The organism is Variovorax beijingensis, assembly GCF_003951285.1.
Classification (GTDB): domain Bacteria; phylum Pseudomonadota; class Gammaproteobacteria; order Burkholderiales; family Burkholderiaceae_C; genus Variovorax; species Variovorax beijingensis.
Map to the genome: position 1 here is coordinate 518,457 of NZ_RXFQ01000001.1, position 22,619 is coordinate 541,075.

Here is a 22,619-nt window from a genome sequence, read left to right on the forward strand (position 1 = left end):
GGCAGCCCGCGATCTTGCACGAAGCTAACCGCGCCGCGTCGCGATCAGCGACCGCACCTCGGAAGCGGGCAGGCGCGGGCGGCCGGGCTCCATCTGCCGCAGCGGCGCGACCTCGCGCAGGCTGGCCAGGCTGCGCACGGTGAGCGCCTGGTAGGTATGCGTGCCTTCGAGCTTCCAGGCAATTTCTTCCTCGCTCAGCATCTTCTTCACCTTGGCCGGAATGCCCGCCACCAGCGAGCGCGCCGGCACCTTCATGCCGGCCGGCACGAAGGCGCAGGCCGCCACGATGGCCTGCTCGCCGATCTCGGCCTCGTCCATCACCACCGCGTTCATGCCCACCAGCGCATCGCGCCGCACGATGCAGCTGTGCAGGATCGCGCCGTGGCCGATGTGGCCGTTGACCTCGACCACCGTGTCCTGGTCGGGAAAGCCGTGGATGCAGCAGTGGTCCTGCACGTTGGAGCCCTCCTGCAGCACGATGCGGCCGAAATCGCCGCGCAGGCTGGCGCAGGGGCCGACATAGCAGCCGGGGCCGACGATCACGTCGCCTATCAGCACGGCGCTGGGGTGCACGTAGGCCGTCGGGTCGACGACGGGAATCACGCCGTCGATGGAGTAGCTGGGCATTCGATCGGTCTCCTTTGTTGCGGGCTCAGGGTTTGCCCTGAAGCCATCCGCTTGTGCTGGCATCGAGCTCGATCTTAAAATCTACCGGACGGTCGGTCAATAGTGTTTAAGGATCAGAGACAAGCCCATGCCAGAACCTTTAGTTCTCACCAGCAATGCCGGTGCCGTTCGCACGCTGAGCCTCAACCGGCCCGCGGCGCTCAACAGCTTCACGACCGAATTGCACGGCGAGCTGATGGCAGCGCTGGACCTTGCAGCCGGCGATCCGGAAGTGCGCTGCCTGGTGCTCACGGGTGCGGGCCGCGCCTTCTGCGCCGGGCAGGACCTGGCCGATCCCTCGGTCGCACCCGACCCCGCGCCTGGTGCCGCGCCCAAGGACCTGGGGCATGTCATCTCCGCTTACTACGCCCCGCTCGTCGCGCGGCTGCGCTCGATGCCGGTGCCGGTGGTCGCAGCCGTCAACGGCGTGGCCGCCGGAGCAGGCGCCAACATCGCGCTGTGCTGCGACCTCGTCGTGGCTGCGCGTTCGGCCAGCTTCATCCAGGCCTTCACCAGGATCGGCCTCGTGCCCGACACCGGCGGCACCTGGCTGCTGCCGCGGCTCGTGGGCTCGGCGCGCGCGCTGGGCATGGCGATGCTGGGCGACAAGCTGCCTGCCGAGGAAGCCGCGCGCATCGGGCTGATCTGGCAGTGCGTGGACGACGCGGCACTGCCCGAAACGGCCGCCGCGCTCGCCGCGAAGCTGGCCGGCATGCCGACCCGCGCCCTGGTCGCCACGCGCCAGGCCATGGCCGCGGCGCAGGACCTGGACCTCGATGCGGCACTGGCCGAAGAAGCGCGCATCCAGCGCGAGATGGGCAATGCAGGCGACTACCGCGAGGGCGTCGAGGCCTTCCGCGCCAAGCGCGCCCCGCAATTCAAGGACCGCTAGGCCATGACGGACACCACCCGCACCCCCCAGCAAACCGCCGAGTACGTCCGCGACGGCATGTTCGAGAACGACAACGCCAGCAAGGGCCTGGGCATGCGCATCGTCGAAGTCGGCCCCGGCCAGGCCACGCTCGAGATGCGCGTGCGCACCGACATGCTCAACGGCCACGCCATCTGCCACGGCGGCTTCATGGCCACGCTGGCCGACTCCACCTTTGCCTTCGCCTGCAACTCGTACAACGAGCTGACCGTGGCCTCGGGCTTCTCGATCGACTTCATCGCACCGGCACGCGAAGGCGACGTGCTCACCGCGCGCTGCTTCGAAGTGTCGAAGGCCGGCCGCACCGGCGTGTACGACACCGAGATCACCAACCAGCGCGGCGAGCGCGTCGCCATCTTCCGCGGCCGTTCGTACACCGCCAAGGGCCGCCCTGCCGTTGCCGCCTGAGGAGACCAGCACCATGACAGCCAGACATCCCTCCGCCGGCGAGCTCGAGCCCATCGAAACCGCGAGCCGCGACGAGATCACCGCGCTGCAGATCCAGCGCCTGCGCGCCACGCTGCAGCGCGCGTACGACAACGTGCCGCACTACCGCAAGGCCTTCGATGCCAAGGGCGTGCACCCTCATGATCTGAAGTCGCTCGCCGACCTGTCGAAGTTTCCGTTCACGGTAAAGACCGACCTGCGCGACAACTACCCCTTCGGCATGTTCGCCGTGCCGCGCACGCAGGTGGCGCGCATCCATGCCTCGTCGGGCACCACCGGCAAGCCAACCGTGGTCGGCTACACGCTGAAGGACATCGACACCTGGGCCGACCTGGTCGCGCGATCGATCCGCGCGGCGGGCGGCCGCGCCGGCGACATGGTGCACGTGTCGTACGGCTACGGCCTCTTCACAGGCGGCCTGGGCGCGCACTACGGCGCCGAGCGCGCGGGCTGCACCGTCATCCCGATGTCGGGCGGCCAGACCGAGAAGCAGGTGCAGCTCATCCAGGATTTCAAGCCCGACATCATCATGGTCACACCCAGCTACATGCAGGTGATCATCGAGCAGTTCGAGCGAATGGGCCTCGATGCGAAAGACAGCTCGCTCAGGATCGGCATCTTCGGCGCCGAGCCGTGGACCGAGGCCATGCGCCGCGACATCGAAGGCAAGGCCGGCCTCGATGCGGTCGACATCTACGGCCTGTCCGAAGTGATGGGCCCGGGCGTGGCCAGCGAATGCGTCGAGAGCAAGGACGGCCCCGTCATCTGGGAGGACCACTTCTACCCCGAGATCATCGATCCCGACACCGGCGAGCCCAAGGCCGACGGCGAGGAAGGCGAGCTGGTCTTCACCTCGCTCAGCAAGGAGGCCATGCCCATCGTGCGCTACCGCACGCGCGACCTCACGCGCCTGTTGCCGCCCACCTCGCGTTCGTTCCGCCGCATGGGCAAGATCGTCGGGCGCAGCGACGACATGATGATCATCCGCGGCGTCAACGTCTTTCCCACGCAGGTGGAAGAGATCGTGCTCGCGCACAGCGCGCTCACCGGTCTCTACCAAGTACGCGTGAGCCGCGAAGGCCTGCTCGACCAGGTCGAGGTGCACTGCGAACTCACACCGCACGAGGCCGCCGCGGCCGACCGCAACGCCATCTCCGACTGGGTGCAGCAACGCGTGAAGACGCTCATCGGCATCTCCACCCGCGTGGTTGTGCACGGCCCCGACGAATTGGAACGCACGCAGACCGGCAAGGCCCGCCGCGTGATCGACACGCGCCCGCGCTGAGTCGACCGCGCGCCCACACATCGCACAGAAAGGACACGCACATGTACACCCAGGCAATGGACACCATGGGTAAGGACGCAGGCGACGGCAAGCAGAAGAAAGCCGTGCGCTCCGCCGAGGAAATGCGGCTCGAGGAGCGCTTCGACGCGCACATCGACGCCGGCGACTTCATCGAGGCGAAGGACTGGATGCCCGAGCACTACCGCAAGACGCTGGTGCGCCAGATCAGCCAGCATGCGCATTCGGAGATCGTCGGCATGCTGCCCGAGGGCAACTGGATCGGCCGCGCGCCCACGCTCAAGCGCAAGGCCATCCTGCTGGCCAAGGTGCAGGACGAAGGCGGCCACGGCCTATACCTGTATGCGGCCGCCGAAACGCTGGGCACCTCGCGCGACCAGATGTTCGATGCGCTGCACAGCGGCCGCGCCAAGTACAGCTCGATCTTCAACTACCCCACGCTCACCTGGGCCGACATGGGCACCATCGGCTGGCTGGTCGATGGCGCGGCCATCATGAACCAGGTGCCGATCTGCCGCTGTTCCTACGCACCGTATGCGCGCGCCATGATCCGCATCTGCCGCGAGGAGAGCTTCCACCAGCGCCAGGGCTACGAAGCGCTGCTGACCATGATGACGCACGGCACCGCCGCGCAGAAGGCGATGGTGCAGGATGCGGTCAACCGCTGGTGGTGGCCCTCGGTCATGATGTTCGGCCCGCCCGACGACCAGTCGCCCAACAGCGCGCAGTCGATGCGCTGGGGCATCAAGCGCTTCAGCAACGACGAGCTGCGCCAGAAGTTCATCGACGCCACCGTGGAACAGGCGCGCATCCTCGGCGTGACCCTGCCCGACCCCGACCTGAAGTGGAACGAAGAGCGCCAGGCGCACGACTTCGGCGCCATCGACTGGAGCGAGTTCTGGCGCGTGATCGGCGGCGATGGCCCCTGCAACCGCGAACGCCTGCAAGCGCGCGTCGATGCCTGGGAAGAAGGCGCGTGGGTGCGCGAAGCCGCCACGGCGCACGCCAACAAGCAACCGATGAAGGAGGCCGCATGAGCGCCGACGACAGCAAGCAAGAGTGGCCTCTCTGGGAAGTGTTCGTGCGCAGCAAGGCCGGACTCGACCACAAGCATTGCGGCAGCCTGCACGCTGCCGACCCGAAGATGGCGATCCAGATGGCGCGCGACGTCTACACGCGCCGCCAGGAAGGCAGCAGCATCTGGGTGGTGCGCTCGGACCAGATCGTGGCGAGCGACCCGGGGGACAAGGACATGTTCTTCGATCCGGCGGAGGACAAGGTGTACCGCCACCCGACCTTCTACAAGTTGCCCAAGTCCGTGGACCACATGTGAGCGGCGCGCCATGCAAGCATCCATAGAACTGAACCGCACTCCCGCCGTGCAATACCTGCTGCGCATAGGCGACACCTGCCTCGTGCTGGCGCAGCGGCTTGGCGAATGGTGCGGCCACGCGCCCGTGCTCGAGGAAGACATCGCGATGGCCAACATCGCGCTCGACCTCGTCGGCCAGGCCCGCGCACTGCTCACGCACGCCGGCAAGCTCGAAGGCGCCGGCCGCGAACACGACGAAGACCAGCTCGCCTACCTGCGCGACGAGCGCGACTACTTCAACCTCACGCTGGTCGAGCTGCCGCGCGGCGACTTCGCCTTTGCCGTGGTGCGCAACACCATGGTCGCCACGCTGCTCAAGCTGCTGTGGCAACGCCTTGCCGCATCGAGCGATGCCGAGGTGGCCGCCATTGCCGGCAAGGCCGTGAAGGAAGCGCGCTACCACCAGCAGCATTCGGGCGACTGGGTCGTGCGGCTCGGCGACGGTACCGATGAATCGCGCCGCCGCACGGAAAAGGCGCTGAAGCAGCTCTGGCTCTACATGCCCGAGCTGTTCGAGAGCGACGCAGTCGATGCGCAAGCCAGCGCGAGCGGCCTCGGCCCCGCATGGAGCGAACTGCGCGAACCGTGGCTTGCCGAGATGCAGCAGGTGCTCGACGCCGCCGGGCTTTCCATGCCGCAGGAGACCGCCTTCCGCAGCACCGGCAAGCAAGGCGTGCACAGCGAGCACATGGGCTACATCCTGGCCGAGATGCAGCACCTGCAGCGCAGCTATCCCGGAGGCGTGTGGTGAACGCCGCCATCTCATCGCGCGTCGACACGGCCTGGGCCGTGCTGCACACGGTCCTCGACCCCGAGGTGCCGGCCGTGTCGGTCTGCGACCTGGGCATCGTGCGCGAGGTGATCGAACATGACGACGCTCTGGAGATCGTGCTCACGCCGACCTACTCGGGCTGCCCTGCGACCGAGGCCATCGAGCACGACGTGCTGGCCGCCATCGAGCAGGCAGGCCTCGGCCGCGCACGCGCCACCCTGCGACGCGCGCCCGCCTGGAGCAGCGACTGGATCAGCGAGGAAGGCCGCGCCAAGCTCAAGGCCTATGGCATTGCGCCGCCCGCCCACCTCACGCCGGAAGCTGCAGCCGGCACCGCCATGCCCATCCGCCTCTTCGGCCGCATCGCCGGTAGCGAACGCATTGCCTGCCCGCGCTGCGCGAGCGAGCGCACCGAACGCCTCTCCGCCTTCGGCTCCACCGCATGCAAGGCGCTCTACCGCTGCCTCGCCTGCCGCGAACCCTTCGAACACTTCAAGCCGATCTGAGCGATGAGCACCCTCTTCCATCCCCTGCGCGTGAAGGCCGTCGAGCCCGACACCTCGGAGGCCGTCATCGTCTCCTTCGAAGTGCCGCCCGAGCTGCAAAAAGTCTTCGGCTTCACGCAGGGACAGTACCTCACGCTGCGCCGGGACATCGAGGGGCAGGACCTGCGCCGCTCCTATTCGATCTGCGCCGGCCTGGACGACGGCGAACTGCGCGTGGGCGTGCGCAAGGTGCAAGGCGGCGTGTTCTCCAACTGGATCAACGCGCATCTTCAGCCCGGCGACACGGTGCAGGTGATGGCGCCGCAGGGCCGCTTCTTCGTGCCGATCGAGCCGGCCTCCGCGCGCCATCACGTCGGCATTGCGGGCGGCAGCGGCATCACGCCGATCCTCTCGATCATGAAGACCGTGCTGGCGCGCGAGCCGCGCAGCCGCTTCACGCTGATCTACGGCAACCGGCAGCTGCAGTCCACGATGTTCAAGGAAGAGATCGAGGACCTGAAGAACCGCTACATGACGCGACTCGCGCTGCAGCTGGTGTTCTCCGACGAGCAGACGGATTCGCCGCTCGGCCGCGGCGTGATGAACCGCGAGAAGATCGGCGAGTTCCTGAACACGCTGGTGCCGGCCGCCAGCATCGACCACGCCTACATCTGCGGCCCGTTCCAGATGAACGACGAGGCCGAGGCCGCGCTGCTCGCCGCGGGCGTACCCGAGGAGCGCATCCACATCGAGCGCTTCGGCGTCGCGCTGCCTTCGGCGGCGCCGGCGGGCCAGGTCGGTGCGGTGGTGCACGAGGCCCTGCCCGGCGATGCCAAGCAGGCGCGCATCACCATCGTGCGCGACGGGCTGCAGCGCGAGATCACCTTCACCGAAGGGCAGCCGAGCATCCTCGATGCGGCGTCGGCCGCCGGCCTCGAAGTGCCGTTCTCCTGCACCTCCGGCGTATGCGGCACCTGCCGCGCCAAGCTGGTGGAGGGGGAAGTCCGCATGGAAAGAAACTTCGCGCTCGACAAGAATGAAGTAGCCGCGGGATTCGTGCTGACCTGCCAGGCCCACCCTCTCACAGAACGTGTCACCTTGTCCTTCGACGAGCGTTGACACCACAACGATTTTTCAACCCGGAGACAAGTCCAAAATGAAATTCTTCTTCAAGCCCCTGCTGATCGCCGCGCTGTGCGCCACCGCCGCCGCGGCCTGGGCCGACGTCAATGTCGGCGTGACGCTGTCGGCCACCGGGCCGGCCGCCTCGCTCGGCATTCCCGAGAAGAACACCATCTCCCTGATGCCCAAGACCATCGGCGGCCAGAAGATCAACTACATCGTGCTGGATGACGCTTCCGACACCACGGCAGCCGTGGCCAACACGCGCAAGCTCATCGCCGAGAACAAGGTCGACATCGTGCTGGGCTCGACCACCACGCCCAACTCGCTCGCGATGATCGACGTGGTGAGCGAAGCCAAGACGCCGATGATCTCCATTGCCGCATCGGCCCGCATCGTGGAGCCCATGGACGCCAAGAAGCAGTGGGTCTTCAAGACGCCGCAGAACGACATCATGATGTCGCTGGCGATTGCCGAGCACATGGCCGCCAGCGGCGTGAAGACGGTGGCCTTCATCGGCTTCTCCGATGCCTATGGCGAGGGCTGGTCGCAGGAATTTGCCAAGGCGGCGGAGCTGAAGAAGCTCAAGATCGTGGCCAACGAGCGCTATGCGCGCACCGACACCTCGGTGACCGGGCAGGCCCTGAAAATCATGGCCGCCAAGGCCGACGCGGTGCTGGTCGCGGGCTCTGGCACGCCGGCCGCGCTGCCGCAGAAGACGCTCAAGGAGCGCGGCTACACCGGCAAGATGTACCAGACGCACGGCGTGGCCAATGCCGACTTCCTGCGCGTCGGCGGCAAGGACGTGGAAGGCACCTTCCTGCCTGCCGGCCCGGTGCTGGTGGCCGAGCAGCTGCCCGCGAGCCATCCGGTGAAAAAGTCGGCCTTGGCCTATGTCACCGCCTACGAGGCCGCGAACGGCAAGAACTCGGTGTCGACCTTCGGCGCGCACGCCTGGGATGCGGGCCTGCTGATGACCTCCGCCGTGCCGGTGGCGCTCAAGAAGGCGCAGCCCGGCACGCCCGAATTCCGCGCCGCGCTGCGCGATGCGCTCGAGCAGGTCAAGGAAGTGTCGGGCGCGCACGGCGTGTTCAACATGACCGCCAACGACCACCTGGGCCTGGACCAGCGTGCCCGGGTCATGGTCAAGATCGAGAACGGCGCCTGGAAATACCAGCCCTGAAACTCGGCTCGCCCCCAGGCTTCGCGCACTTCGTGTCGCTTCTCCCACCCCCTACCGGGGGCAACACCAGAGGCCCGGCAAAGCCGGTTCCTCGGTGTTCCTGATCTGACTCACGGGCGCTGCCCGAAGGCTGTAGTTATATGGATCTGCAGATCGCCCTGCTTTTGGGGCAGGACGGCATCGTGAACGGTGCCGTCTACGGATTGATGGCGCTCGCGCTGGTGCTGGTGTTCTCGGTCACGCGCGTCATCTTCATTCCCCAGGGAGAGTTCGTTGCCTTCGGGGCGCTCTCGATGGCGGTACTGCAGGCCGGCCGCGTGCCGGCCACGCTGTGGCTGCTGCTCGCGCTGGCGGTGATGGTGCTGGTGGTCGAGTTCTGGCGCTGGAAGCGCGGCGCGGTGGTCGACTGGGCCTCCGCGCTCGCATGGTGCGTGGTGCTGCCGCTGGCCGCGGCCGCGCTGGTGCTGCTGCTCAAACCGACCTCGATGGCGGGCCAGGCGCTCACCACGCTGCTGCTCATCATGCCGCTCGGGCCGCTGCTCTACCGCCTCGCCTACCGGCCATTGGCCAGCGCCAGCGTGCTGATGCTGCTGATCGTTTCCGTCGCGCTGCATGGCGTGCTGGTGGGCCTGGGCCTGCTCTTCTTCGGCGCCGAGGGTTATCGCACCACGGCATTCTCCGAGGAGCGCTTCGACATCGGCGGCATCCCGGTCAGCGGGCAGTCGCTGGTGGTGGTCGGCGTCACGCTGCTGCTGGTGCTTGCGATGTTCCTGTTCTTCGGCCGCTCGATGATCGGCAAGGCGCTGCGCGCCACCGCCATCAACCGCGTGGGCGCACGGCTGTCGGGCATTCCGACGGAGCTCTCGGGCGACCTGAGCTTTGCGCTTGCGGCGCTCATCGGCGCGGTCTCCGGCCTGCTCATCGCGCCGCTCACCACGGTCTACTACGACACCGGCTTCCTGATCGGCCTGAAGGGCTTCGTCGCCGCCATCGTGGGCGGGCTGGCGAGCTATCCGCTGGCGCTGGCGGGCGCGCTGCTGGTCGGGCAGCTCGAGGCCTTTGCCTCGTTCTGGGCCAGCCCCTTCAAGGAGGTGCTCGTCTTCACGCTGATCATTCCGGTGCTGTGGTGGCGTTCGCTGCACAGCCACCACGTGGAGGACGAGGAATGAACCACACCCCGTCCAGCAACCCCGCAGCCGCCACCGCCGCACCGGCCGGCCGCGCGCTGGTCACGCCCCGGCAGCTGACACTCGCCTGCGTGGCGGCGCTGGCCCTCGCCTGGGGCTTCCTGCCGGAGTTCACGGTCTCGGTCCTCAGCAACATCGGTCTCTATGCGCTGGTCGCGGCCGGGCTGGTGATGCTCACCGGCGTGGGCGGCATGACCTCCTTCGGCCAGGCCGCGTTCGTCGGCATGGGTGCCTACGCCACCGCCTGGATCTGCACCTCGCCCACGGCCGCCGCATGGATGGGCGGCGCCGTGAGCCCCGCGCTGCTGCCGTGGGCCGGACTCCTGCTCGGCCTCGTCTTCACCTTTGCGCTGGCCTGGGCGCTGGGGGCGGTCACGCTCAAGCTGCAGGGCCACTACCTGCCGCTGTGCACCATCGCCTGGGGCCTGAGCCTGTACTACCTGCTCGGCAACATGGATTTTCTTGGCGGGCAGACGGGCATCACCGGCGTGCCGCCATTGGTGATCGCCGGCTACTCGCTGGCCACGCCGCGCGCACTGGGCGTGGTGATCTGGGCCGTGCTGTTGCTCGCGCTGTGGGCCATGCACAACCTGCTCGACTCGCGCGAAGGCCGGGCCATCCGCGCGCTCAAGGGCGGCCGGCTGATGGCCGAGTCCATGGGCGTGGACACGGCGCGCCACCGCGTGAAGCTGTTCGTGCTGGCTGCGCTGCTGGCGGCCGTCTCGGGCTGGCTCTATGCGCACCTGCAGCGCTTCGTGAACCCGACGCCCTTCAACCTGAACATCGGCATCGAGCTGCTGTTCATGGCGGTGGTGGGCGGCGCGGGCCACCTGTGGGGCGCGGTGCTGGGCGCCGCGCTCATCACGCTGCTGAAGGAAAAGCTGCAGGACGTGCTGCCCTCGCTGCTGGGCAGCAGCGGCAACTTCGAAGTGATCGTGTTCGGCCTGCTCATGCTGTTCGTGCTGCAGCGCTTTGCGGACGGCCTGTGGCCCACGCTCGCGCGCATCGCCGGCCGCTGGGTGCACCCGCGTGCCACGGCTGCCGCCGCTACCGCGCCAGCCGTGCAGCTCGCGCACCGCAACCTGCCCGCCAGGGGCGAGGTGCTGCTGCAGGCCACCAAGGTCAGCAAGCGCTTCGGCGGCCTGGTGGCCAACAACGACATCTCGATGACGCTGAAGGCCGGCGAGATCCACGCGCTGATCGGTCCGAACGGCGCGGGCAAGAGCACCTTCTTCAACATGGTCTCGGGCGTGGACGACCCGAGCTCCGGCGAAGTGCTGCTTGCAGGCCAGGCGATGACGGCAAAGCCCTCGCGCGTGTTCGCCGCGCTCGGCCTGGGCCGCACCTTCCAGCACGTGCGCCTGCTCGGCCAGCGCAGCGTGGTCGAGAACGTGGCGCTGGGTGCGCACCTGCGCGCCAGGCGCGGCTGGATCGCCGCGATGCTGCGGCTGGACCGCGCCGAGGAAGCCGCGCTGATGGCCGAGGCGCGCCGCCAGATCGAACGCTGCGGCCTCGGGGCGCATGCCGACACGCCGGCCGCGTCGCTCTCGCTGGGCCAGCAGCGCGTGGTCGAGATTGCACGTGCGCTGGCCGGCCAGCCTTCGGTGCTGCTGCTCGACGAACCCGCCGCGGGCCTGCGCCACCTGGAGAAGCGCGCCCTTTCCGTGCTGCTGGACCAGCTGCGCGCCGAAGGCCTCGGCATCCTCGTGGTGGAGCACGACATGGAGTTCGTGATGAACCTGGCCGACCGCATCACGGTACTGGAGTTCGGCACCGTCATCGCCACCGGCACGCCCGCCGAAGTGCAGGCCAACCCGCGCGTCCTTGAAGCCTACCTGGGCGGTGCCGACGACGAACTGCTGGAAGACGCACGATGAGCACCCCCATCCTCCAACTCGAAGACTTCTGCGTCGCCTATCGCACGGTCGAGGCGGTGCACAGCGTGCGGCTGCATGTGAACGAAGGCGAGATCGTCACCGTCATCGGCCCCAACGGCGCCGGCAAGACCACGCTGCTGTGCGCGGCCATGGGCCTGCTGCCCTCCACCGGCCGCCTCACGCTGCATGGCGAGCGCATCGCCCGCCCCGGCGTCGAGACCATGGTGGCGCGCGGCGTGGCGCTGGTGCCCGAGCGCCGCGAGCTGTTCGGCGAGATGTCGGTCGAGGACAACCTGCTGCTCGGCGGTTTCTACCAATGGCGCAAGGGCAAGCGCGACCAGCGTGCGCGCATGGAGGAAGTTTTCGCCATCTTCCCGCGCCTGCGCGAGCGCAAGCCGCAGTTGGCTTCGACCCTCTCGGGCGGCGAGCGCCAGATGCTGGCCATCGGCCGCGCATTGATGGCGCGCCCCCGCCTGCTGATGCTCGACGAACCTTCGCTGGGCCTCGCTCCGCTGGTCGTGCGCGAAGTGCTGCGCGTGGTCTCGCAACTGCGCAGCCACGGCGTATCGGTGCTGCTGGTGGAGCAGAACGCCCGCGCCGCGCTGCAGGTGGCCGACCGCGCCTACGTGCTCGAAATGGGCGCCGTGGCGCTCGACGGCGATGCCCGCGAACTGCTGAACGACCAGCGAATCATCGACACCTACCTGGGCATCGGCAACCGGAACGCCGAAGCTGCCGCCGCCTGAACACGAGGATCCTCCATGACCACCCTTCAAAGCTACATCGCCGGCCGCTGGATCGGCCAGCAGGCCGCGCAGCAGCTGCGCAGCGCCGTCAACGGCCAGCCCGTGGCCAGCACGCACGCCGAGGCCATCGACTTTGCCGAGGCGCTCGGCCATGCGCGCCGCGTCGGCCTGCCCGCGCTGATGGCGCTCGACTTCCAGCAGCGCTCCGAGCGGCTGAAGGCGCTGGCCAAGCACCTTGCCGCCCACAAGGAAACGCTCTACGCGATCTCGGCCCACACGGGCGCGACGCGCACCGACAGCTGGATCGACATCGAAGGCGGCGCCGGCACGCTGAGCGCCTATGCCGGCATCGGCAGCAACGAGCTGCCCTCGGGCAACCTGGTGCACGAAGGCCCGGCCTTTGCGCTCGGCAGGAAGGGCGGCTTTGCGGGCACGCACATCCTGGTGCCGCGCGGCGGCGTGGCGGTGCACATCAACGCCTTCAACTTTCCAGTGTGGGGCCTGCTCGAGAAATTCGCGCCCAGCTTCCTCGCGGGCATGCCCTGCATCGGCAAGCCGGCCACGGCCACCAGCTACCTCACCGAGGCGCTGGTGCGGCTCATCGTGCAGTCGGGCATCCTGCCCGAAGGCAGCCTGCAACTGGTGATCGGCGGCACGGGCGACCTGCTCGACCGGCTCGAAGGGGCCGACGTGGTCACCTTCACCGGTTCGGCCGACACCGCCGCCAGGCTGCGCGTGCATCCGAACCTGGTGCGCCAGTCGATCCCGTTCAACGCCGAAGCCGACTCGCTCAACTGCGCGATCCTCGCGCCCGACGTGATGCCCGACGACGAGGAGTTCGACCTGTTCGTGAAGGAGGTAGCGCGCGAGATGACGGTCAAGGCCGGCCAGAAGTGCACCGCGATCCGCCGTGCGATCGTGCCGCGCCAGCACCTGGATGCGGTGGCCGAACGGCTGCGCGCGCGGCTTGCCAAGACCGTCATCGGCGATCCGGCGCGCGAAGAGGTGCGCATGGGCGCCCTCGCCTCGCATGCGCAGCAGGCTGACGTGGCCGAGCGCGTGGCCACGCTGCTGCAGGGCGCCGAGCTGGTGTACGGCGAGCGCGACGGCTTTTCGCCGGTGGGCGACGGCGTGGCCGATGGCGCCTTCTTCGCGCCCACGCTGCTCTTGAGCCGCAAGCCCCTCGAGCACGACGCCGTACACGATGTCGAAGCCTTCGGCCCCGTCAGCACGCTGATGCCTTATGACGGCATCGACGAAGCCCTGGCGCTGGCCGCGCGCGGCCGCGGCAGCCTCGTCGGCACGCTGGTCACGCGCGACCCGGCCATCGCGGCCAGGGCCATTCCGGTGGCTGCCGCCTGGCACGGCCGCCTGCTGGTGCTCGACCGCGAGGCCGCGGCCGAATCGACCGGCCACGGCTCGCCGTTGCCGCAGCTCAAGCATGGCGGCCCGGGCCGCGCGGGCGGCGGCGAAGAACTCGGCGGCCTGCGCGCCGTGAAGCACTACCTGCAGCGCGCCGCGGTGCAGGGTTCGCCCACCATGCTGGCCGCGATCACTGGCGAGCACGTGCGCGGCGCGGCCGTGCGCGAGAGCGAGGTGCACCCGTTCCGCCGCCACTTCGAGGACCTGCGCATCGGCGACTCGCTGCTCACGCACCGCCGCACGGTTGGCGAGGCCGACATCGTGGCCTTCGGCGGCATCTCGGGCGACTATTTCTACATGCACTTCGACGAGGTCGCGGCCAGGGAGTCGCCGTTCGGCAAGCGCATCGCGCATGGCTACTTCGTGCTGTCGGCCGCGGCCGGCCTGTTCGTGTCGCCCGCGCCGGGCCCGGTGCTTGCCAACTACGGCCTCGACACGCTGCGCTTCATCAAGCCCGTGGGCATCGGCGACACCATCCGCGCACGCCTCACATGCAAACGCAAGATCGACCGCAACAGGAAGGACGCGAGCGGCCAGGGACAGGGCGTGGTGGCCTGGGACGTGGAGGTGACGAACCAGGACGGCGAGCTGGTCGCGAGCTACGATATCCTGACCCTCGTCTCCAAGAAACCAGAAACCACCTGATGTTCGATCTCACGGGAAAAGCGGCGCTCGTCACCGGCGGCAACGGCGGCATCGGCCTGGGCATGGCCCAGGGGCTGGCCAAGGCCGGCGCCCGCGTCGTCATTGCCGCGCGCAACGCACAGAAGTCGGCCGCCGCGGTCGAGGCGCTCAGGGCCCTGGGCAGCGACAGCTTCGCGCTCGAAGTCGACGTGGCCGACGAAGCCTCGGTGCAGAAGGCGGTCGACGATGCGGCCGCGCGCTGCGGCCGTCTCGACATCCTCGTGAACAACGCCGGCACCACCGTGCGCAAGCCCGTCGACCAGCTCGCGCTGGACGAATGGCACCTGGTGCTGGACACCAACCTGACCAGCGCCTTTCTCTGCAGCCGCGCCGCGCACCCGCACCTGAAGGCGGCCGGTGGCGGCAAGATCATCAACATCGGCTCGATGATGTCGATCTTCGGCGCGCCCTACGCACCAGCCTATGCCGCGAGCAAGGCGGGCATCGTGCAGCTCACCAAGTCGACCGCGCTTTCATGGGCGGCCGACAACATCCAGGTCAACGCGATTTTGCCGGGCTGGTTCGAGACCGAGCTGACCGACGGCGCCCGCAACCAGATCCCGGGCCTCTATGACCGCGTGGTGGCCCGCGCTGCCGCCGGGCGCTGGGGCCAGCCGGCCGACATCGCCGGCACCGCGGTGTTCCTTGCGAGTCCCGCCTCCGACTACGTGACCGGCACCGCGATCCCGGTCGACGGCGGATTCTCCATCTCTGGCTGAAGTCGGGCGGGCCGTGTAAATTCGGCCGCCATGCTTCTCTGGTTCCAGATCTTTCTCTTCATTGCCGGCACGGCCGCGCTGCTGTACGTCTCGCGCGGCCCGCTGCGCCAGCCAGGCTCGCATGGCTTCTACCGCTTCTTCGCGTGGGAATGCATGCTGGTGCTGATCATCGTGAACCTGCCGGTGTGGCATGTCGACCCGCTGTCGTTCACCCAGCTGCTCTCCTGCGTGTTCCTCGCGCTGTCGATCTGGCTGCCGATCCATGCGGTGAAGCTGCTCAAGGCCCACGGCAAGCCGACCGAGGCGCGCAATGACGATCCGGCGCTCTACGGCTTCGAGAAGACGTCGTCGATCGTCAGCACCGGCGCCTTCCGCTACATCCGCCACCCCATGTACACGGCGCTCATGCTGCTGGCCTGGGGCGCCTTCCTCAAGCAGTTCACCTGGCTCACGCTGGCGCTGGTGCTGGCGGCCACGGTGCTGCTGTTCCTCACGGCCTTGAGCGACGAGAAGGAATGCATCGCGCATTTCGGCGACGACTACCGCGCGTACATGCGCGGCACGCGGCGCTTCATTCCGTTCGTGCTGTAGCGCACGGTTGTTCTTCTCAGGCGGAGGTACCGCCGTTGCTTGTACGCAGCACGGGAGCCAACGGCCGCGCATCGACCGCCTCGCCATCGACGATGAAATGCCCGCCCGCGACGTGGTGCAGCGTGCGCAGCTCGTCATGCCCGGCGAAGTTCCATCGGCCATCGGCGAACACGCGTGCATCGGCCTGCGCCGCGATCACCTCGCCCAGGAACAGGTCGTAGCGCTGCTGGATCGGCGGCTCGGGCAGCAGCCGGCATTCGAGCCAGGCCGCACAGCCTTCCAGCAGCGGCGCATCGGCTGCGACGCCCGCGAAGGTCTGCAGGCCGTAGGCCGCGAACTTGTCGTGCCCGTCGCGCTCCACGATCTCGCGGCCCGAGCTGTTGCCCAGCGCCTCGGTCAGGTCGAGCTGCGCGCGCGTGGGCACCTGCAGCGCGAAGCTGCCCGCGCCTTCGAGCAGCACGCGCGTCCAGGTGCTCTTGTCGAGCACCACGGCCACCTTGGGCGGATCGAAGTCCAATGGCATCGCCCAGGCCGCGGCCATGATGTTGCGCCGGCCGCCGTGCGCAGCGCTCACAAGGACGGTGGGTCCGTGGTTCAGGAGACGGTAGGCCTTGTTCAACGGAACCGGCCGGCGGTGAGAGGCATTCATGCGCTGGGGGCTCGCCAAGGCGAGTCCTGAGGATGGAGGCCTGCCAGCCTACCAGCAGGTGCCGGGCCTTGCGCTGCCGGGGGCTCAGACGCCCGGTTGCCTCTCACGCCGCATAGGCGTCGCACAGGGCGAGGTATTCATCGCCCGAAATCTCCAGTGCGGTCGCACGGCGCAGCACACGGGCCTTCGGCTTGGGCAGGTCGGTCTTGATCTGGATCTGCTTGCCGACGGGAATGCCCATGTAGTCTTGGTTGACCCAGGTGTTTTCGACGATGTTGTGCCATGGAAGCAGCAGGCCGTTCTCGAAGGTCAGGCCCTGGTGGCCGATGACGAACGCGGGCGTTCCGATGTTGGCCAGCGTGCGGATGCACTTGACGGCCAGCCACGCGGCCAGCAGGCCGAAGCCCGCCGCAATGAGGATGCCGATGTTCTTGTCCTGCGCGCGGATGCAGAGCACGGCCAGCACGACCGCCACCACCACCCAGAGGGTGGCACCGGCGATCAGCCGCGAACGGGAGTAGAAGACGGGGCGGTCCTGGCGGGTTTTTTCCTGCTGGCTGGCGGAGCTGTAGATTTCCATTTTTTTAGTCGCTGTATCGCTGTGTGTTGCAGATGAAGGAAAGAAGGAGAAGGCTCAGGCCGACGGAAGGCGCTGCATGAGGCACACCATCAGCACCGGTTCGTTGTCGATCTTCGAGCGATCGATCTTGCGGGCCCTGCCGTCGGCGACGATCACAAGGTGCTCGTCGACGTCCATGGCTTCGGCATCGGACTGGGTGCGGATCGTGTCGATGCTCGACCACGCGATGAGCTGGCCCTTGTGCACCAGGCCTTCCGCATTCATCGCCAGCGCGCCGAAGGGCACGGTGTCGCCGGCATGCAGGCGTCGCTCGACGTCGTGCCGCAGCACCTCGCCCACGGCTTCTTCCACTTCGGCGACCAGCGCATGCGCGTCGTCCCACAGGTCGAGCCGCAGCCGCAGCGTCTTGCCGTCGCGGGTGGTGAGCAGCAGGTGGTTGCGGTTGTGGCGATGGCGCAGCTGCGTCACGTCAGCGAAGGCCACGGTCGTCGCACCGAGCTGCAGGCCGTGCGCGCCCAGGGTCAGCACCTGCGGCGTTCGCAACCACGCGAAGAAGTCGCTGCCCTTCCAGCCGATCAGGTAGATCGCGGCCGGGATCGCCAGCACCAGCACGAAGAAGGCGCCCTTGTAGCGAACGAAGTCCGGTGTGATGAGGTAGGGAAGGATGTAGATCTTTGCCGGCACCAGCACCATGGCGCAAAAGACATAGATCGCGGCAAGGCCGGACAGCACACAGCAGAACGCATAGCGCGGAAAGATTCGGTCGTGACGAAGAGGCATGTGAAGCACCCAATGCGTCGACAACGGGCGTGGTGGCGTGAAGCTGGATTGCGCGCACGAAGATACCAGCGGGAAGCGTCGCTCTCGAGGCTGCGCGAGCCTTGCGGCGTCTTTTTTTTCGGACAGACACTGCCCGCCTTGAAGCTCGTTAACCAGGAAGATTTAAGTTTGATGCCTGCTTCGACTCAACCGCTGCTTAAGCATTCATGGCGACTCTGCAAGCAGTGCGCGGTGTGCGGCCAGTGCACGCGCCCCGAAAGCAGCCCCCAAAAACGAGTTGCGTTCGCCTAACTTCCGCGCGTCAACATCCGCCCCGCCCGCGCGAGCACCTTCGCTTCAGCGCCGCCGCCGCGATACGCCAGCACACCGTTCACGAACACCCGCTCCACGCCCAGGCTCACGCCGTGCGGCTTGTCGTAGGTGGCGGTGTCGGCAATGGTCTCGGAGTCGAACACCACCACGTCAGCCGTCGCACCGACGCGCAGCAACCCGCGGTCTGCAATGCGCAGGTTGCGCGCGGTCATTCCGGTCATCTTGTGCACGGCCTGCTCGAGCGTGAACAGGCGGCGCTCGCGCCAGTAGCGCGCGAACACGCGTGGGAACGCGCCCCACAGGCGCGGATGCGGATGGCGGTCATGCGGCAGGCCGTCGCTGCCGATCATGGTGAGCGGATGCGCGATGACGCGCTCCACGTCTTCTTCCTGCATCTGGAAATAACAGGCACCGCCGGGCTTCAGACGCAGGCAGGCCTCCTGCTCGGTGATGCCCCATTCGCGCGCGATGTCGGAGACCAGGCGGCCGGTCATCTCCGGGTGCGGATCGGACCAGGTCAGCAGCACGTCGATGACGCCGTCGACCAGGTCTTCGCGCAGCACGGTGGAACCGGCCACGTAGGGGTACACGTCCATCGAGATCTTCTGCCGCTGCGCGAGCGCTTCGATCAGCGGCAGCGTTTCCTTCGTGCGGCCCCAGTTGGCGGGGCCCGCGCACTTGTGGTGTGAAATGACCAGCGGCACGCCGGCGCTGAAAGCGGTGTCGCCCGCTTCGTGCAGCGCCTCGATGATCTGCTGCATCTCGCTGCGCAGGTGCGTGGCGTAGACGCCGCCGTGCCTTGCCACGACGCGCGCGAGTGCGGTCACTTCTTCGGCCGGCGCAGCAAATGCTTCTTCGTAGAACAGCCCCGACGACAAGCCGTGCGCGCCCTCGGCCATGCAGCCCTCGAGCAGCGCCGCCATGCGCGCCAGCTCGTCGCCGCTGGCCGGACGATCGAGCACTTCCATCGCAGCGAAGCGCAAGGTGGTGTGCCCCACCAGCGCCGCCACGTTGAGCGCGGGCTGCGCGGCATCGACGGCCGCGCGGTACTCGGCCATGGTCGCATGCTTGAAAGATTCCGCGCCCAGCAGCGTGAGTGGCGGCTTCGACTGCGGCGTGCGGTACGGCGCGAGCGAGATGCCGCAGTTGCCCGTCACCACGGTGGTGATGCCTTGCGACACCTTCGGCAGGCACAGCGGGTCGCGCAGCACGATGGCATCGTCGTGCGTGTGCGCGTCGATGAAGCCGGGTGCGATCACCTTCGTTCGGCAGTCGACGATTTCGACATCAGCGAGCGCCAAGCCTTCGGGCAGCCGCCCGCGCAGGCCTTCGCCGAGCGCAACGATGCGGTCGCCCCACAGCAGCACGTCCCCGGGCCACGAGGGACCGCCCGAGCCGTCGACCACAAGTCCAGCCTCGAGCAGGATGACTTTCGGTCGATCGCTCACGATGCGCGGCCCCCCGGGTTGATGCCGCCGCCGTCCCAGCTTTGCAGCGGATGCGTGGTGGCGTCGATGCCGTGGCGCTGGAAAGCCTCGCGCGCGCGCTGCAGGCGTTGCACCGCGGGCTCGCCGCGGCGCTGCGCCACCAGCACCGTGAGGATCTCGATGGCTGTGAGGTGCGTCAGGTAGGCATCGATGCCCACGTGCATCACGGCGTCGTCGGGTACCGAAAGGCCCAGCAGGAAGTCTGCCTTGCCCGCCAGGGCCGTGCCGGGCCGCGTGAGCGCGACCACCTTGGCGCCCTGCCCGCGCGCGATATCCACCGCGTCGAGCAGCGAAGGCATGCCGCCCACGTGCGAGATGGCGATGACCACGCCGCCCGGACGCTGCGCCGCGCCCGCCACCTGCTGCAGGTGGTAGTCGGCCCACGCATTGGCCGAGAGGCCGAGCCTGAAGAGCCGCGCCTGCAGGTCGTTGGCCATGAACCACGAGGTGGCGCCCGCGCCGTAAAGGTCGACGTGCGGCGCGGCCGCGATAGCGGCCACTGCGCCTTCGAGCACCTGCATGTCGAGCTGTCCGCGCACGCCAGACACCGAGGCCGCCGCGCTGCGCGCGATCTTGCCGACGACTTCGTCGGCCGCATCCTCGATGTTCACGCGCCGGTGCAGCGGTGAGCCGCCGAGCGCCAGCTCCTGCGCGAGCGCAAGCTTGAATTCGCGCAGCCCCGCAAAGCCCAGGTCGCGGCAGGTGCGCATGATGGTGGGCACCGAACTGCGCGAGCGCTCGGCCAGCTGCTCGAAACTCTCTTCGAGCGCGCGGTCAGGGTCTTCGAGGATCAGGTCGAGAATCGCGCGCCGCGTGGCCGGCGCGCTGCTGCGGGCCTGTGCGATCTTCTGAAGCAGGGAAGGGGTCATCGCGGCAGGTTCAGAAATGCATGGCGACGGCGTCGCTCACGCGGTAGTTTTCTTCGACCACCGGCATCCAGTGCCACTTGTCGAAGGTGGTGCAGGGATGCGAAATGCCGAGGCCGACGCGGTCGCCGACGGCGAGCGCCTGCGCCTCTTCGGCGGCGTCCCAGCGCAGGTAGGCGTGCTGGTCGTTGAGTGCGGTGATCTTCCAGCCGGCGGGCACGGCCTGCGCTTCGAGCATGCCACGTGCGGCGCGCGCGATGGGCACCGGCATCGACAGGTCGAAGGAGATGTCGCGCTTGCCCACGGCCAGGATCGCCAGGCCCGGCTCGGGCCGCGACTGCACCGTGGCCCACACCTCCATCGCGGGACGCAGGCTCTCGCCGCAATCGCAGCCCAGGCGTTCATCCACCGCGCTCACCATGCGCTTGTAGAAGCCGTGGTCGTGCGTCACATAGCAGCCCGAGCGCAGCAGGCCGCGCACCGGCGAACCCAGCGCAGGCTTCAACCGCCCGGCCACGAGGTCGAAGATGGCCGAGCCGCCGGCCGAGACCAGCACCTCGTCGGACTCGAACAATTGCTGCGCGTCGCAGTGGCGCGCGATGGCTTCCACGCGGTCCATCAGCGTGCTGGCGTAGGCCGTGTCGGCTTCGCTGGAACCCGTGGCGCCCTGCCCTTCGTAGGTTTCGATGCCGACGAGCTTGACTGCATCGCTGGCACGCAGCCGCGTGGCGAGCGCCACGGCTTCCTCATGCGTGCGGCAGCCGGTGCGCGCGCCCTCGACGCCTATTTCGAGCATCACCTCGAAGGGCACGCTCTCGGGATGGCGCTTCGACCAGTCCTCGATCAATGCAAGCTGCGCCAGCGAATCGACCAGGAACACCGCGCGCAGGTCGGCATGCGCCTGCAGCAGCAGCTGGATGCCGGCCAGGTCTTCATCGCTCACCACCTGGTTGGCGATGAGCGTGCGGCGCGCACCGGCCGCCACGCCCACGCCAAGCTGCGTGACGGTGGCAAAGGTCAGCCCCCAGGCGCCGGCATTGAGCTGGCGCCGGAAGAGCTGCGGCGACATGGTGGTCTTGCCATGCGGCGCCAGGTCGATGCCCCATGCGCGCACGCGCGACTGCATCCAGGCCAGGTTGTGCTCAAGCGCCTCGCGCTTGAGCACGGCCAGCGGCAGCGGCAGGTCGCCTGCGAGCACGTTCCATCCCGCGGCCCCGACTTCGCTGCGGCGGCGCGGTGGCTGGGTGCGCGGGTAGCCCTTGAAGCTGTTGCCCAGCAGTGGGTCGTTGAAATCCTGGTCGGCGGTGGTGTCGGTCATGGTGTTCATGCGGCAATGTTGGAGAGCAACTCTTTTCGGATGCAGGCGCTGTAGTGTCCGGGAGATATTTCGTCGAGCGGCGGCACAGTCTGCGCGCAAGCCTCGATGGCGTGCGGGCAGCGGGTGCGGAACACGCAGCCCGAAGGCGGCGAGATCGGGCTCGGGATGTCGCCCTTGAGCGCGATGCGCTCGGTGGCGAGCGTGGGGTCGGGCTTCGGGCTCGCGGCCAGCAGCGCCTGCGTGTAGGGATGCGATGGCCGCGCGAACAGCTCGTCCGTTGCGGTCACCTCCATCACCTTGCCAAGGTACAGCACCACCACGCGGTCGCACAGGTACTCGACCACGTCGAGATCGTGCGAGATGAAGAGCATGGTGAGGCCGAGCCGCTCGCGCAGGTCGGCCAAGAGGTTGATGACCTGCGACTGGATCGACACGTCGAGCGCCGACAGCGGCTCGTCGGCCACGATGAACTCTGGCTCGACCGCGAGCGCGCGCGCCACGCCGATGCGCTGGCGCTGCCCGCCCGAGAACTCGTGCGGAAAGCGGCTCGCATGCTCGGCGCGCAGGCCCACGGTTTCGAGCAGCTCGGCAATGCGCTTGTCGCGTGCCGCCGCGCCCTTGTGCAGGCCGTGCGTGGAGAGCGCCTCGCCGAGGATGGCGCTGATGCGCATCTTCGGATTCAGGCTCGCATACGGGTCCTGGAAAATGATCTGCAGCTTGCTGCGCAGCCGGCGCATGCGTTCGCCCGACAGCGCGCCGATGTCGTCGCCGCGGTAGAGCACCTGGCCCTCGGTGCGTTCGACCAGGCGCAGCACAGTGCGGCCGATGGTGCTCTTGCCCGAGCCCGATTCGCCGACCAGGCCCAGCGTTTCGCCGGGATGGATGGCAAACGACACGTCGTCGACCGCGCGCACCGGGCGGTCGCTGCTGCCGAAGTACTTCTTGAGTCCGCGGACTTCGATGAGGGGAGCGGCGGTGGTCATGGGGGTGTCGTGTTGGCTCCCTCCCCTTCCGGGGGAGGGTTGGGGTGGGGGCTCTGGGCGGTGGAGACCGTCGCAACGATGGAACGGCCGCGTGCCCCTACCCCAGCCCTCCCCCGGAAGGGGAGGGAGCAAGACAG

General features: G+C 68.3%; 23 protein-coding genes. 15 read left to right on the forward strand and 8 right to left on the reverse strand.

Translation table 11 applies throughout. The features are described from left to right. Positions 1 to 24: 24 nt before the first annotated feature. Positions 25 to 627, reverse strand: a complete 603-nt coding sequence (locus EJO66_RS02515) for a phenylacetic acid degradation protein PaaY (protein ID WP_124957350.1) — start codon at positions 625 to 627, stop codon at positions 25 to 27. Between the two features lie 127 nt (positions 628 to 754). Between EJO66_RS02515 and EJO66_RS02520 the strand changes: the two genes are divergently transcribed. The 15 genes from EJO66_RS02520 (at position 755) to EJO66_RS02590 (ending at position 15,507) form a co-directional block, all read left to right on the forward strand. Next, positions 755 to 1,558 carry an enoyl-CoA hydratase-related protein gene (locus EJO66_RS02520; protein WP_124957351.1) on the forward strand — a complete coding sequence of 268 codons (804 nt, stop codon included), beginning with the start codon at positions 755 to 757 and terminating at the stop codon, positions 1,556 to 1,558. Between the two features lie 3 nt (positions 1,559 to 1,561). Continuing rightward, the gene (gene paaI, locus EJO66_RS02525; protein WP_124957352.1) at positions 1,562 to 2,005 is read left to right on the forward strand and encodes a hydroxyphenylacetyl-CoA thioesterase PaaI; all 444 of its coding nucleotides are present in this window, start codon (positions 1,562 to 1,564) and stop codon (positions 2,003 to 2,005) included. A gap of 13 nt (positions 2,006 to 2,018) precedes the next feature. After that, positions 2,019 to 3,329, forward strand: coding sequence for a phenylacetate--CoA ligase PaaK (gene paaK / locus EJO66_RS02530; RefSeq protein WP_124957353.1), 1,311 nt, complete (start codon positions 2,019 to 2,021; stop codon positions 3,327 to 3,329). A gap of 41 nt (positions 3,330 to 3,370) precedes the next feature. Further along, on the forward strand, positions 3,371 to 4,384 hold the full coding sequence (gene paaA, locus EJO66_RS02535; protein ID WP_125964562.1) for a 1,2-phenylacetyl-CoA epoxidase subunit PaaA: 1,014 nt from the start codon (positions 3,371 to 3,373) through the stop codon (positions 4,382 to 4,384). Continuing rightward, positions 4,381 to 4,680, forward strand: a complete 300-nt coding sequence (gene paaB / locus EJO66_RS02540; protein WP_124957355.1) for a 1,2-phenylacetyl-CoA epoxidase subunit PaaB — start codon at positions 4,381 to 4,383, stop codon at positions 4,678 to 4,680. The genes paaA and paaB overlap by 4 nt, the downstream gene beginning before the upstream one ends. A gap of 10 nt (positions 4,681 to 4,690) precedes the next feature. Continuing rightward, positions 4,691 to 5,470, forward strand: coding sequence for a 1,2-phenylacetyl-CoA epoxidase subunit PaaC (paaC, locus tag EJO66_RS02545; protein WP_124957356.1), 780 nt, complete (start codon positions 4,691 to 4,693; stop codon positions 5,468 to 5,470). Further along, positions 5,467 to 5,997: a 1,2-phenylacetyl-CoA epoxidase subunit PaaD gene (gene paaD / locus EJO66_RS02550; RefSeq protein ID WP_124957357.1), complete on the forward strand. Its 531-nt coding sequence runs from the start codon at positions 5,467 to 5,469 to the stop codon at positions 5,995 to 5,997. The genes paaC and paaD overlap by 4 nt, the downstream gene beginning before the upstream one ends. Positions 5,998 to 6,000: 3 nt before the next feature. Then, positions 6,001 to 7,095: a 1,2-phenylacetyl-CoA epoxidase subunit PaaE gene (gene paaE, locus EJO66_RS02555; RefSeq protein WP_124957358.1), complete on the forward strand. Its 1,095-nt coding sequence runs from the start codon at positions 6,001 to 6,003 to the stop codon at positions 7,093 to 7,095. A 37-nt stretch (positions 7,096 to 7,132) separates the two neighbouring features. After that, a complete protein-coding gene (locus EJO66_RS02560) occupies positions 7,133 to 8,281 on the forward strand; it encodes an ABC transporter substrate-binding protein (RefSeq protein ID WP_047784355.1) in 1,149 nt (382 codons plus the stop codon). Positions 8,282 to 8,421: 140 nt separating this feature from the next. Then, positions 8,422 to 9,450 carry a branched-chain amino acid ABC transporter permease gene (locus tag EJO66_RS02565; protein ID WP_124957359.1) on the forward strand — a complete coding sequence of 343 codons (1,029 nt, stop codon included), beginning with the start codon at positions 8,422 to 8,424 and terminating at the stop codon, positions 9,448 to 9,450. Beyond that, the gene (locus tag EJO66_RS02570) at positions 9,447 to 11,345 is read left to right on the forward strand and encodes a branched-chain amino acid ABC transporter ATP-binding protein/permease (protein ID WP_125964563.1); all 1,899 of its coding nucleotides are present in this window, start codon (positions 9,447 to 9,449) and stop codon (positions 11,343 to 11,345) included. Before EJO66_RS02565 ends, EJO66_RS02570 begins: the two co-directional genes overlap by 4 nt. After that, positions 11,342 to 12,091, forward strand: a complete 750-nt coding sequence (locus EJO66_RS02575) for an ABC transporter ATP-binding protein (RefSeq protein WP_124957361.1) — start codon at positions 11,342 to 11,344, stop codon at positions 12,089 to 12,091. Before EJO66_RS02570 ends, EJO66_RS02575 begins: the two co-directional genes overlap by 4 nt. Before the next feature lie 15 nt (positions 12,092 to 12,106). Further along, positions 12,107 to 14,158 carry a phenylacetic acid degradation bifunctional protein PaaZ gene (gene paaZ / locus EJO66_RS02580; RefSeq protein ID WP_125964564.1) on the forward strand — a complete coding sequence of 684 codons (2,052 nt, stop codon included), beginning with the start codon at positions 12,107 to 12,109 and terminating at the stop codon, positions 14,156 to 14,158. Beyond that, on the forward strand, positions 14,158 to 14,916 hold the full coding sequence (locus EJO66_RS02585; protein WP_124957363.1) for an SDR family NAD(P)-dependent oxidoreductase: 759 nt from the start codon (positions 14,158 to 14,160) through the stop codon (positions 14,914 to 14,916). The genes paaZ and EJO66_RS02585 overlap by 1 nt, the downstream gene beginning before the upstream one ends. Positions 14,917 to 14,946: 30 nt before the next feature. Next, positions 14,947 to 15,507: a methyltransferase family protein gene (locus tag EJO66_RS02590; RefSeq protein ID WP_124957364.1), complete on the forward strand. Its 561-nt coding sequence runs from the start codon at positions 14,947 to 14,949 to the stop codon at positions 15,505 to 15,507. 16 nt (positions 15,508 to 15,523) lie between these two features. Here the strand turns inward: EJO66_RS02590 and EJO66_RS02595 are convergent, their stop codons facing one another. The 7 genes from EJO66_RS02595 to EJO66_RS02625 all read right to left on the reverse strand — a co-directional run bounded on the left by EJO66_RS02595 (position 15,524) and on the right by EJO66_RS02625 (position 22,482). Next, positions 15,524 to 16,156 carry a flavin reductase family protein gene (locus tag EJO66_RS02595; RefSeq protein WP_124957365.1) on the reverse strand — a complete coding sequence of 211 codons (633 nt, stop codon included), beginning with the start codon at positions 16,154 to 16,156 and terminating at the stop codon, positions 15,524 to 15,526. Between the two features lie 103 nt (positions 16,157 to 16,259). Beyond that, positions 16,260 to 16,736, reverse strand: coding sequence for a hypothetical protein (locus EJO66_RS02600; RefSeq protein WP_124957366.1), 477 nt, complete (start codon positions 16,734 to 16,736; stop codon positions 16,260 to 16,262). 54 nt (positions 16,737 to 16,790) lie between these two features. After that, positions 16,791 to 17,516: a hypothetical protein gene (locus EJO66_RS02605; RefSeq protein ID WP_124957367.1), complete on the reverse strand. Its 726-nt coding sequence runs from the start codon at positions 17,514 to 17,516 to the stop codon at positions 16,791 to 16,793. Positions 17,517 to 17,803: 287 nt separating this feature from the next. Further along, positions 17,804 to 19,276: an N-acyl-D-amino-acid deacylase family protein gene (locus tag EJO66_RS02610; RefSeq protein WP_124957368.1), complete on the reverse strand. Its 1,473-nt coding sequence runs from the start codon at positions 19,274 to 19,276 to the stop codon at positions 17,804 to 17,806. Next, entirely contained in the window at positions 19,273 to 20,184 is a 912-nt protein-coding gene (locus EJO66_RS02615) for a MurR/RpiR family transcriptional regulator (protein ID WP_124957369.1), read from the reverse strand. Before EJO66_RS02615 ends, EJO66_RS02610 begins: the two co-directional genes overlap by 4 nt. 10 nt (positions 20,185 to 20,194) lie before the next feature. Then, complete coding sequence (locus tag EJO66_RS02620; RefSeq protein WP_125964565.1) at positions 20,195 to 21,508, reverse strand: amino acid deaminase; 1,314 nt, start codon at positions 21,506 to 21,508, stop codon at positions 20,195 to 20,197. Then, positions 21,505 to 22,482 carry an ABC transporter ATP-binding protein gene (locus tag EJO66_RS02625; RefSeq protein WP_125964566.1) on the reverse strand — a complete coding sequence of 326 codons (978 nt, stop codon included), beginning with the start codon at positions 22,480 to 22,482 and terminating at the stop codon, positions 21,505 to 21,507. Before EJO66_RS02625 ends, EJO66_RS02620 begins: the two co-directional genes overlap by 4 nt. Positions 22,483 to 22,619 lie beyond the last annotated feature (137 nt).